The 12115-nt window shown below is 71.3% G+C and carries 5 protein-coding genes; all 5 read left to right on the forward strand.

The window, feature by feature from the left end; translation table 11 throughout:
* Positions 1-121 precede the first annotated feature (121 nt).
* The 5 genes from ACH45N_RS24850 to ACH45N_RS24870 all read left to right on the forward strand — a co-directional run bounded on the left by ACH45N_RS24850 (position 122) and on the right by ACH45N_RS24870 (position 11266).
* On the forward strand, positions 122-5752 hold the full coding sequence (locus ACH45N_RS24850; RefSeq protein ID WP_397398615.1) for a ThuA domain-containing protein: 5631 nt from the start codon (positions 122-124) through the stop codon (positions 5750-5752).
* Positions 5749-6363: a hypothetical protein gene (locus ACH45N_RS24855; protein ID WP_397398616.1), complete on the forward strand. Its 615-nt coding sequence runs from the start codon at positions 5749-5751 to the stop codon at positions 6361-6363. The genes ACH45N_RS24850 and ACH45N_RS24855 overlap by 4 nt, the downstream gene beginning before the upstream one ends.
* A 56-nt stretch (positions 6364-6419) precedes the next feature.
* Positions 6420-7421 carry a sugar phosphate isomerase/epimerase family protein gene (locus ACH45N_RS24860; RefSeq protein WP_377229393.1) on the forward strand — a complete coding sequence of 334 codons (1002 nt, stop codon included), beginning with the start codon at positions 6420-6422 and terminating at the stop codon, positions 7419-7421.
* Positions 7422-7589: 168 nt separating this feature from the next.
* A complete protein-coding gene (locus ACH45N_RS24865; protein ID WP_397398617.1) occupies positions 7590-10250 on the forward strand; it encodes a PQQ-dependent sugar dehydrogenase in 2661 nt (886 codons plus the stop codon).
* On the forward strand, positions 10250-11266 hold the full coding sequence (locus tag ACH45N_RS24870; RefSeq protein ID WP_397398618.1) for a sugar phosphate isomerase/epimerase family protein: 1017 nt from the start codon (positions 10250-10252) through the stop codon (positions 11264-11266). The genes ACH45N_RS24865 and ACH45N_RS24870 overlap by 1 nt, the downstream gene beginning before the upstream one ends.
* Positions 11267-12115: the final 849 nt, after the last annotated feature.

Below are 12115 nucleotides of genomic sequence, written 5' to 3' on the forward strand. Positions count from 1 at the left end.
ACCGGCGCCGTGGACCGGCTCGAGCGGGGGCTCGGGCCGGTCCCTCCCCAGGCCTGTGCACGAGCAGTCTCGCAAGGCACTAGTACTGACCCGACTCAATGAGGAGCTCCAGGTGAGAAACGTGCTACGAACCAGCCGCATGCTGCGGTCGGTGGTCGCGGCAGCAGCCGTGACCGCGCTCGGCGTCCCCGCCCTGGTGGCGGCCGCCGCGCCCTCGGTCGCGTCCTCGGGTGTGCCGGCTGCGGCCGCCGCCGGGACGTCGGCCGCCGTGACCGCCGCTGATGCGGCCGCGGCAGAACCCTTCGATGCCCTGGTGTTCTCCAGGACCGCCGGCTTCCGGCACGGCTCGATCCCCGCGGGGATCGAGGCGATCACCCAGCTCGGCGCGGCAAACGACTTCACGGTCACCGCCACCGAGGACGCGAGCGTCTTCTCCGACGAGGGGCTGGCCGAGTACGAGGTGGTCGTCTTCCTGTCCACCACCGGCGACGTCCTGGACGAGCAGCAGCAGGCCGCCTTCGAGCGCTACATCCAGGGCGGTGGCGGTTACGCCGGCATCCACGCGGCGTCCGACACGGAGTACGACTGGCCGTGGTACGGCGAGCTCGTGGGGGCCTACTTCAACTCCCACCCGGCCAACCAGGACGCCACCGTCAAGGTCGAGGACCACGACCACGCCTCGACCGCGCACCTGCCACAGCGGTGGGACCGGTTCGACGAGTGGTACAACTTCCGCACCAACCCGCGCGACAAGGTGCACGTCCTCGCCTCCCTGGACGAGACCACGTACGACGCCGGGACGGGTGCGATGGGGGCCGAGCACCCGACCGCCTGGTGCCAGGTCTACGACGGGGGCCGGTCCTGGTACACGGGCGGCGGTCACACCGACGCCTCGTACGCCGAACCCGAGTTCCTCGAGCACCTGCTGGGCGGGTTGCAGACCGCGGCCGGGGTCGTCGACTCCGACTGCGCCGCGACCCAGAGCGGCAGCTACGAGATGGTGCCCCTCGACGAGGACACCGCCAACCCGATGATGCTGGACGTGGCGCCTGACGGCACCGTCTTCTACGTCGAGCGGGACGGGCGCGTCCAGGTGATCGACCCGGAGTCGAACACCACCAGCACTGCGATGACGCTGCCGGTCACGCAGTCCAACGAGGACGGCCTCACCGGCGTCGTCCTCGACCCGGACTTCGCGACCAACGGGTGGGTCTACCTGTTCTGGTCGCCGGAGGACGTCGGCGACGACGGACCGCACAACCGCGTCTCCCGCTTCGACTACGACGCCGGCTCCGGCACGATCGACCAGGCGTCCGAGGAGACCGTGCTGATCATCCCGACGCAGCGCCAGACGTGCTGCCACGCGGGCGGTGACATGGCCTTCGACGGCGACGGCAACCTGTACGTGGCCACGGGCGACAACACGAACCCGTTCGAGTCGCAGGGGTACGCGCCGCTGGACGAGCGGGCGGGACGGGCGAACTACGACTCCCAGCGCACGTCGGCCAACAGCAACGACCTGCGCGGCAAGATCCTGCGGATCACGCCGCAGGACGACGGCTCGTACACGATCCCCGAGGGCAACCTGTTCGCCCCGGGTACGGCCGACACGCTGCCCGAGATCTACGCGATGGGCTTCCGCAACCCGTTCCGGATCGGCGTCGACCCGGCGACCGACAACGTGCTGGTGGCCGACTACGGCCCCGACGCCGGGGCGGCGAACGCGGACCGCGGCCCGGCCGGGACCGTCGAGTGGAACGTCGTGAGCGAGCCGGGGTTCTACGGCTGGCCGTACTGCACGGGTGCCAACAACGCCTACCGCGCCTACGACTTCGCCACGGGGCAGTCGGGCGCGGCGTACGACTGCGCCGGCGGCGCAGTGAACGACTCGCCGAACAACACCGGCATCACGCAGCTTCCGCCCGCGGTGGAGGCCGAGGTCTGGTACGGCTACGGGACCAACCCGCTCTTCCCGGAGATCGGGGGCGGCGGCGCGCCGATGGGCGGCCCGGTCTACACCTATGACCCGGAGCTGGAGTCCGACACCAAGTGGCCGGCCTACTGGGACGGCAAGGCGCTGTTCGGCGAGTGGAACCAGGGCCGGATGTACTCCTTCCAGCTCGCGGGGGAGCAGCGGGACGACCTCGTGGACATCAACCGGGTCCTGCCGGGGATCTTCGACCCGAGCGCCGGGTTCGACCGGCCGATGGACTTCGACTTCGGTCCTGACGGTGCGCTGTACGTCGTGGACTGGGGCTCCGGTTTCGGCGGCAACAACGACACCTCGGGCGTGTACCGGGTCGACTACGTGGAAGGCGACCCGGCGCCCATCGCCCGGGCGTCCGCCGACGTGACCTCCGGCCTGGCGCCGCTGACCGTGCAGTTCTCCTCGGAGGGCACGCGGCACCCCGCCGGGGAGCCGCTCACCCTGCAGTGGACCTTCGGCGACGGCTCGGCGCCGAGCACCGAGGCCAACCCGACCCACACCTACACCGAGAACGGCCGCTACACCGCGCAGCTGGTCGCCACCGACCCGGCCGGGCAGACCGGCGTGGCGAACGTGACCATCGTGGTGGGCAACATCGCGCCCGAGGTGTCGATCACGTTCCCGGAGAACGGCGGGTTCTTCGAGTGGGGCGACCAGGTGCGCTACGAGATCGCGGTCGACGATCCCGACGGCGAGGTGAGCTGTGACGACGTCACGCTGTTCACCTCGCTGGGCCACGACTCCCACGCGCACCCGTTCGAGGAGCTGACCGGCTGCTCGGGTGTCATCCAGACCGCCCGGGACGAGGGGCACGGCATCGAGTCGAACATCTTCTGGGTGATCGAGGGCTTCTACACGGACGACGGCGGCGCCGCCGGCGCACCCCTGACGGCAACCGACCTGCAGGTGCTGCAGCCCAAGCTGGTCCAGTCGGAGTTCTTCACCGGCACGGGCCGCGTGGACGGCATCGGTGACGGGGCGGGCGACCCCGGCGTCCAGATCGAGCAGACGGGCGACTCGGCCGGCGGCGGCCAGAACATCGGCTTCATCGAGCCCGGGGACTACTGGGCGCACGAGCCGGTGAGCCTGGCCCAGGTCGACTCGATCTCGCTGCGCGCCGCCTCAGAGGGCGGTGGCGGCGAGGTGTCGCTGCGCTGGGACGCCCCGGACGGTCCGGAGATCGGCCGGATCACGGTGCCCGGAACCGGTGGCTGGCAGCAGTACGTCGACGTCGGGACCGAGCTGCACGACGTGCCCTCCGGCTCGGGCTCGCTGCACTTCGTCCTGCTGTCGGGAGGCATCAACGCCAACTGGATGGAGATCGAGGGCCGCGGCGTCACCGACAACCAGCGGCCGGAGGTCGAGCTGACGGTCGACCCGGTCGCGGGCGACGCCCCGCTCACCGTGACGGCGTCCGCCACGGCCACGGACCCCGACGGGACCGGGGACCTGACCTACGCCTGGGACGCCGGTCTCGGTGACGGGTTCGTCGACGGGACGCCGGCGTTCGAGCACACCTACGAGGAGCCGGGGACGTACCGGCTCCAGGTGCGCGTCACCGACGAGGGCGGCGCCTACGCCGTCGAGTACGTCATGGTGGAGGTCACCGGGACCGTCGCCGAGCCCGAGCTGTGCCTGTCGGGCCGGTCGGACGACTTCCTCGGCGACGAGCTCGACCCGGACCGCTGGACCGTGCTGGACCGCAACCAGGACCTGCGGGTCGCGGACGGGACGCTCACGATCCCGGCCACCGTCACGGACTTCTACGGGACGGGCAACTCCACCGTGCCGAACCTCGTGCTGCAGGACCTGCCGGACGGCCCGTTCACCGCGACGGCGAAGGTCACCGTCCCGGCCCACGCGCAGTACCAGCAGGCCGGACTGCTGATCTACGGCGACGCGGACAACTACGCCAAGATGGTGATCGAGGGGCGTTCGGCACCCGCCGACCCGGCCACGCGCATCTTCCAGTACATCCGTGAGGAGGCCGGCGTGCCGAACGAGGTCGGTGACTCCAACACCGCCGCCCTCGGACAGGCGTACCCGGACACGGTGTACGTGCGGCTGTCCAGCAGCGACGGCGAGGACCTGACGGCGGCGTACTCGGACGACGGGGTGGACTTCACGGCCATGCCGCAGACCAAGTCCCTGTCGGGCATCGACGACCCGCAGATCGGGCTCTTCGCGCTCGCGGGCAGCGGTTCGGCGGCGCCGGTCGTGGACGCGCGGTTCGACTGGTTCCACATCACGCCGGACGACACGGCCGAGACCCCCGGGCCGGACGACGAGTTCGACGGGGACGCCCTCGACGCCTGCCGCTGGGACGTCGTCCGCGACGACCCAACGGGCTACCGGGTGACGGGTGGCGCGCTGGAGATCGACACGACCGCCACGGACATCTACACCGGCTCCAACACCGGCACGCCGAACATCGTCGTGCAGGACCTGCCGGAGGACGACTGGACGGTCGAGACGCTGGTGGACGGCTCGGACTTCGACCAGCAGTACCAGCAGGGCGGTCTCATCGTGTACGGCGACGACGACAACTACGTCAAGCTCGACCTCGTGACCGACAACGCGGTGGGCAGCCCCGTCGCGCAGCGCCTCGAGCTGCGCAGCGAGGTCGACGCGGTGGTGCAGGACCCGCAGCCGAACGTGAACGGCCTCACCTCGGGCACGTGGCACCTGCGGCTCTCGAAGGAGGGCTCGACCTTCACCGGTGCCTACAGTGCCGACGGTGAGGAGTGGACCGCGTTCGACGGGTCCGTGACCCATGACGGGCTGCAGGACGCCCGGGTGGGTCTGTACGCGCTCGGTGCCGCCCAGCAGTCGGTCGCCACGGCGACGTTCGACCACTTCCGGGTGGTCGGCGCCGCCGAGCCGCTCGCGGTGAGCGGCACGCTGTCACCGGCCGAGCCGGACGGCCCGGACGGCCAGTGGCTCGGGCCGGTCACGGTCACCGTGGAGGCCACGGGCGGTCCGGCCGGCGCCACGGTGTACCGGGAGGTCAACGTCGACGACGGCGGCTGGACCGAGTACACGGCGCCCGTGGAGATCTCGGCGTCCGGCGCCCACACCGTCCAGGTGCGGGCGTCGGTGGACGGCGACACGGTCGTCGGCGAGACCCTGCGGTTCACGATCGCCGCGCCCGCGCTCGACGAGGCGACGCCCGCGGTCGAGATCGTCCAGCCGACGTGCTTCTACGACCGGTCGGGGGCCGAGGTCGTCACCGGCGGCGCCCTGGTCACCGCCGACGTGGAGGGCGTGCGGTCCTACGTGGTGCGGGAGTGGGTCGACGGCGCGGCCGGCGACGTCGTGACCGACCTCGACGACCTCGCCCCGGGCCGGTACCGGGTCGCGGCCCGGCCGGCCGACGGGTACGTCCTCGTCGCCGAGGGGGACTGGCGGCTCAACGCCGCCGGGCTCGCCGTGCTGTTCGTGACGATCGAGGAGCCCGAGTGCCCTGACCCGAACACGCCGGACGTCGTCGTCACAGCGACGACCTGCGACGCCGGGGGGTCGATCGATCCGGTCGAGCTGCCGGGCGTCCGCAGCTACGTCGTGCACAACTGGGTCGACGGCAAGGCGGACGGCAAGCCTCGCGACCTGGCGAACCTGGCCCCGGGCGACTACCGCGTGATCGCCACGCCGGAACCTCGGACGAGGCTGACAGTGGCCGGGGACTGGCAGCTCAGCCCCTCCGGCAAGGCATTCGTCATCGTGACCGTCGAGGACGGGTGCGCGACGGACCAGGGGGCCGTGTGAGGAGGTTGACGCGCCTCGGGGCGGCGCTGGCGCTGGGGCTCGGGCTCGCCGTCGGGCTCGCCGCTGCGCCGGCGTCGGCGCACGGCGGGAAGATCGACATCGAGCTCGGCACGGACGGCGCCGGCGGAATCTCCGCCGCCCTGGTCTGGGCGGGCGACAAGCACCCCGTCGAGGAGTCGGCCGTGGTGGAGGTCCGGGCGGTCTCCGACACCGGCGACGAGGTGGGCCCGATCACCCTGGTCTCGGCGTCCGAGGGCGTCGGCTGGTACCGCTCGGAACCCGCGGTGCTCGACGAGGGGCACTGGACGGTGACCGCGCGGGTCAAGGAACCGGCCAGGGCGAAGGTCGAGACCGAGGTCGACGTGGTGGCGCCGCCCGCCGCGGCGGAGTCGGAGGACGCAGAGCCCGAGGCGGCGGAGACCGGGGCCGGGTCGGACGGCTCGCCGCCGGCCGAGAACACCACCGGGCCGGACGGGGCGGGCACGGCAGCACGGGCGGACGACGTCTCCTCGGCGTCGTCCGGCCTGCCGGGCTGGGCCGGCTGGGTCCTGGGTGCGGTCGTCGTCGCGGGAGCGGCGGCGGTCGTGCTCCGGCGCAGGCGAACTCCCTGACCGAACACCGATGGGCACGACCGGCGACGCCGGATCGTCACGCACAGGAGGAAACCATGGCACGACCGATCACCCTGTTCACCGGCCAGTGGGCCGATCTGCCGCTCGAGGAGGTGGCACGCCTCGCGTCGGAGTGGGGCTACGACGGACTGGAGCTCGCCTGCTGGGGCGACCACCTGGACCCGTGGCGCTGGGACGACGACGAGTACGTCGCCGGACGCCTCGAGCTGCTGGAGCGGCACGGCCTCAAGGTGTGGGCGATCTCCAACCACCTCAAGGGCCAGGCCGTCTGCGACGACCCCATCGACCAGCGCCACCGCGACATCGTCTCCGACCGCGTCTGGGGCGACGGCGACCCCGAGGGCGTGCGGCAGCGCGCCGCCGAGGAGATGAAGAACACCGCGCGGCTGGCCGCGAAGCTCGGCGTCAAGACCGTGATCGGGTTCACCGGCTCCGCGATCTGGAAGTACGTGGCGATGTTCCCGCCGGTCTCCGACGCCGCGATCGAGGCCGGCTACCAGGACTTCGCCGACCGCTGGAACCCCATCCTCGACGTGTTCGACGAGGTGGGGGTCAAGTTCGCCCACGAGGTGCACCCCAGCGAGATCGCCTACGACTACTGGACCACCGTCCGCACGCTCGAGGCGATCGGCCACCGCGAGGCGTTCGGCCTCAACTGGGACCCCAGCCACATGGTGTGGCAGGACCTGGACCCGGTCAGCTTCCTCTGGGACTTCAAGGACCGGATCTACCACGTGGACTGCAAGGACACGAAGAAGCGCATGACGAACGGCCGCAACGGCCGCCTGTCGTCGCACCTGCCGTGGGCCGACCCGCGCCGCGGCTGGGACTTCGTCTCCACTGGGCACGGCGACGTCCCCTGGGAGGACGCGTTCCGGATGCTCAACACGATCGGCTACGACGGCCCGATCTCCGTGGAGTGGGAGGACGCCGGCATGGACCGCCTCGTCGGCGCCCCCGAGGCGCTCCAGTTCGTGCGCTCGCGCGCGTACGACGCGCCCGACGCGGCGTTCGACGCCGCGTTCTCGACACGCTGACACCCTCCACCCGCTGATGCACCGCTGACAGGGAGGTACGACCAGGAACGACGAGCACGACCCGGCGTCGCCGTACGGCGCCGGAGCAGCGAGGACCGGGCCCCGGACGAATGGGATGCGCACGAGGCCCGGCCGGCGTGACCAACTCGACGAGGAGCTGCATCACGGATGAAGAGTATCGAGACGCGCGCTCACGCGCGCCGAAAGAGGACGCTCGCGGCGCTCGCCGCCGCGGCCCTGGTGGGCACGGCGCTCGTGGCCTCGCCGACGGCGTTCGCGCACGACGGCCACGACACCGCCGACGCGGCGGCCGCCGCCGACACGGACTGGGGCAACTACGAGAAGATCCTGCTCACCAAGGACGTCGGTGAGCCGATCGACCTGGCGGTCCTGCCCGACCAGCGGGTGCTGCACACGGCCCGCAACGGCGACGTCCGGCTGACCGACCCGGCCACGGGCGTCACGCGCGTCGTCAACACCCTGGACGTGTACGCCAACTCGGAGGACGGCCTGCAGGGCATCGCCCTGGCGCCCGACTTCGAGGAGAGCAACCAGGTCTACCTCGTGTACGCGCCGCGGGACGCGGACGGCGACGGCGCGGCGGACACGCCCGCGGGCAACGCGCCCAACACGCTCCCCGCGGGCGAGGACGAGAGCTACTGGGACCAGTGGGTCGGCGTGAACCGCCTGGCCCGCTACACGTGGACGGGCGACGCGCTCGACCTCGACTCGGAGCAGGCGATCCTCGACATCGAGGTGCAGCGCGGCCAGTGCTGCCACGTCGGTGCCGACATCGACTTCGACGGTGAGGGCAACCTCTACCTGTCGACCGGCGACAACACCCCGGCCGGCACGCCGGGCGCCAACGGCTACGCCCCGAACAACGACGCGCCGAACATGAACCCGGGCTTCGACTCGCGGCGCGGCGCGGGCAACACGAACGACCTGCGGGGCAAGATCCTGCGGATCGACGTGAAGGACGAGATCCCCGCGGGCACGGCGCCGGGCGAGGGCAGCACCTACGACGTCCCCGCGGGCAACCTGTTCGCCCCCGGCACGGAGAACACCCGTCCGGAGATCTTCGTGATGGGTGTGCGCAACCCGTTCCGCATCGAGGTCGACCCGGAGACCAACTCCCTGACCTGGGGCGACTACGGGCCCGACGCCGGCGCGGCCAACGCGGACCGCGGCCCCATGGGCTACGTGGAGTGGAACGCCGTGGGCCTCGACGACCCGCACAACGCCGGCTGGCCGTACTGCCACGGCCCGAACGCGGCCTACAACGAGTGGAACTTCGAGACGGCCACGCCGCGCGAGTTCTTCGACTGCGCGGCGCCCGTCAACAACTCCCGCTGGAACACCGGCCTGACGAACCTGCCGCCGTCGCGCGCGGCCACCCTGTACTACGGCGACCAGCCGGGCCAGCAGCCCCGGGACGAGCTCGTGAGCTTCGGCTCGGGCAGCGGCCAGGCGCCGATGGGCGGCCCCGTCTACCACTACGACGCGGACAGCACGGCGCCCGGCAAGTTCCCTTCAGTCTGGGACGGCAAGGCGTTCTTCGGCGAGTTCTCCCAGGACTACTACGCCGCGTTCAGCGTGGACTGGTCCACGTTCGAGGTCGGCGAGATCGAGGACTTCTTCCCCAACTCGGCGCTCACCGCCGCGGGCATGCCGATCAACGACAACCCGATCGACCTGGAGTTCGGCCCGGACGGCTCGCTGTACGTCCTGGAGTACGGCGACGGGTTCTTCCGGCAGAACCCGGACTCCGGGCTCTACCGCATCGACCACGCCGAGGGGAACAAGGCGCCGCAGGCGCAGTTCACGGCCACGCCCGAGTCGTCCCCGTCCGCACCCGTCGAGGTCACCTTCGACGCGTCGGGCTCCAGCGACCCGGACGGCGACGCGCTCACCTACGAGTGGGACGTCGACGGTGACGGCACCTTCGACCTGACCGGCCCCGAGGTCACGCACACCTACACCGAGCTCGGTGTCTACACCGCACGCCTGCGGGTCACCGACGGCAGCGGCAAGCGCACGCTCACCTCGACGTCGATCAGCGTCGGCAACGAGGCGCCCGAGGTCACCGTCGACCTCCCGGCCGACGGCGGGTTCTTCGACTGGGGCGACGAGGTCGCGTTCCAGGTGACCACGAACGACACCGAGGACGGCACCGAGACCGTCTGCGAGCGGGTCGCCTGGTCGTACGGCCTCGGCCACGACGAGCACGCGCACCCCGAGGTGTCGGGCACCGGCTGCACCGGCGTCTTCCCGACCGACCCCAACTCCCCGGAGCACGGCGCCGGCGCGCACCTGTACGGCGCCGTCGTCATCACCTACACCGACAACGGGGCCAACGGCCTGCCGCCCGCCGCCGGCGAGGCGACACTGCGCCTGAACCCCAAGCTCCAGCAGGCGGAGCACGCGACCCTCACGGGCGTCGAGGTGGTCCAGGACGAGACGGCCTCGGCCGGCGCGTACGTGGCCGGCCTGGGCAAGAAGGACTCCCTCGCCCTGGAGCGGGTGAGCCTGTCCGGGATCGACAGCACGACCGCGACGGTGCGCGGCAAGGGGCAGCTCCAGCTCCGCTGGGGCTCGCCCACGGCCAAGCCGTTCGCGACCGTGAAGGTGAACGCGCGCACGTGGAAGGACGTCGACCTGTCGTTCCGCGACCGCGACCAGACGGGGACGCTCTACGTCACGGCGACGGGCGGCACCCTCGACGTGGACGCCCTGACGATGGTCGGCGAGGGCGTCGGGACGCCCCCAGCGGCCGCCCAGAACTCGACCGGCCCGTCCGGGGCCGCTCGGACCGAAGGAGAGCAGTGATGGAATCACGCACTGACGTCAACCGCAGGAACTTTCTGAGGCTGGCCGGCGGCACCGTGGCCGTGGGTGCGGCAACGCTCGCCGGAGCCGGTCTCGCGGGCAGCGCCGCCGCGGCGACCCTCGCCCCGGCCGCTCCCGCGGCAGCCGCCGCGGGCAAGGGCGGGGGCCGCGTGCTCGTGCCCGCCGGCCACATCGGCATCCAGCTGTACTCGATCAGGGACAAGGTCTCGTCGCTCGGCTTCCGCACCGTGTTCGAGCGGCTCGCCGACATGGGCTACGCCGAGGTCGAGTTCGCCGGCTACACGCAGGGCCAGGTCGGGGCGATCACGCCCCAGGAGATCCGGCAGCTGCTCGACGACAACGGCCTGAAGGCCGTGGGCTCCCACCGCGGGATCTCGGACTTCGCCAACAACATGGAGCTGGAGCTCGACATCGCCGAGACCCTCGGCATGGAGCACGTGGGCACCGCGCAGGCGCCCACCAGCAACCGCACGGTCGCCGGCTACCTCGCCGCCGCCGAGCAGTTCAACGGCTTCGGGGAGGCGGCGCGCGCCCGCGGCCTGAAGTTCTACCAGCACAACCACGACGGGGAGTTCGGCTTCGCCACCGACAACCCCGACGTGCGGCTCTACGACGTCTTCTACGACAACACCGACCCGCGGAAGGTCTTCCTGGAGATGGACGTCTACTGGGCGTTCGTGGGCCAGCACCGCTACCCGGGCTTCGAGCCGGTGGACTACGTCAAGCGCAACCCGCACCGCTACCCGCTCCTGCACCTCAAGGACGGCGACGCGAACCCGGCCAACACCGGTGGCTACGACATCGTGGAGTTCGGTGCCGGCGACCTGCCGTACACCGAGTTCCTGTCGGCGCTCGCGGGCTCGGGCCGGCGGCACGGCATCTGGGAGCAGGACAACGCCGCCTCGGTGGCCGCGCCCGGCTTCCCGGTCGACTCGTTCGGCAACGCCGAGCGGTCGTACGTCGAGATCCGCTCGCTGCGCGCCGAGCGCTGCTGACCCGGCGCTCGCAACAGGGCCAGCGACGGGGTCCGCAGGAGGGTGAGTGAGGTGTGGCCGACGCCTGAGGGCGCCGGCCACACCCTTCTGCCCGTGGGCTGCGGCGGTATGCCGGGCGGGCGGACCAGGGGAAAGGCGAGGGCGGTGAGCCACGCGGTCTCGGCCGCGTCGTCGACGCCCGCCCGCCGGACGGCGCCGGGGAGGGCATCCGGTGCGGGGCGGCGTGCGGTCTGGTTCGCGGCGGACGACGCCGGTGCGTGCTCAGGTGTCACGAGCGACCCGAACGCAGTACGCGGCTCCGGTGCGTGGTCTCGACGTGCGGTCCAGGCAGGGGGAGCGGAAAATGATCGTGGGGGAGCGGCAACGGACGGCACGTCGGGGTGCGCGGACCGGGGGCTGGTGCCTCCGGTGCGTGGCCCCGGTCACAAGCGTTGTCCGGTGTTCGCTCATGAGCTGTTCAAATGCGCGCTGACCTGCGGAAACATGGTGTGCCGCAGGCCACTGTGCCCGAGTTGGCGTGTACGCGGGATCGTGTGTAATGTTCTCCAGGTCAGCCCGACGGGCAGACGGACACCGGGTAGGAAACGAACCGAGTGGCCGCGCCGGGGCTGAAACCCACATCGCAGGATCGAGGAACTTTGTGTTCCCCGGAATCGGGTGGGTCGCCATTTTCGGCAAGCGGGTTGCAATTCCTTCCGGATCGTAAGAACCGGAGCGAATTTGATCGGCCGAAAGAATCTGGTAAGTTTAAGGAACTGCCCCGGACAGGGAAGCGAACGGAAAGTTCGCGGTCCTGACGGTGTGCGTCGGTTGTTTGAGAACTCAACAGTGTGCTTGATAGTCAATGCC

It is taken from the genome of Promicromonospora sp. NPDC019610 (assembly GCF_044389365.1).
In the GTDB taxonomy this organism is placed as follows: Bacteria; Actinomycetota; Actinomycetes; order Actinomycetales; family Cellulomonadaceae; genus Promicromonospora.

What these genes read in the sequence shown, in the direction of transcription:
- ACH45N_RS24860 (WP_377229393.1), top strand. Translation starts at nt 6,420, where the DNA reads ATGGCACGACCGATCACCCTGTTCACCGGCCAGTGGGCCGATCTGCCG.
- ACH45N_RS24865 (WP_397398617.1), top strand. Translation starts at nt 7,590, where the DNA reads ATGAAGAGTATCGAGACGCGCGCTCACGCGCGCCGAAAGAGGACGCTC.
- ACH45N_RS24870 (WP_397398618.1), top strand. Translation starts at nt 10,250, where the DNA reads ATGGAATCACGCACTGACGTCAACCGCAGGAACTTTCTGAGGCTGGCC.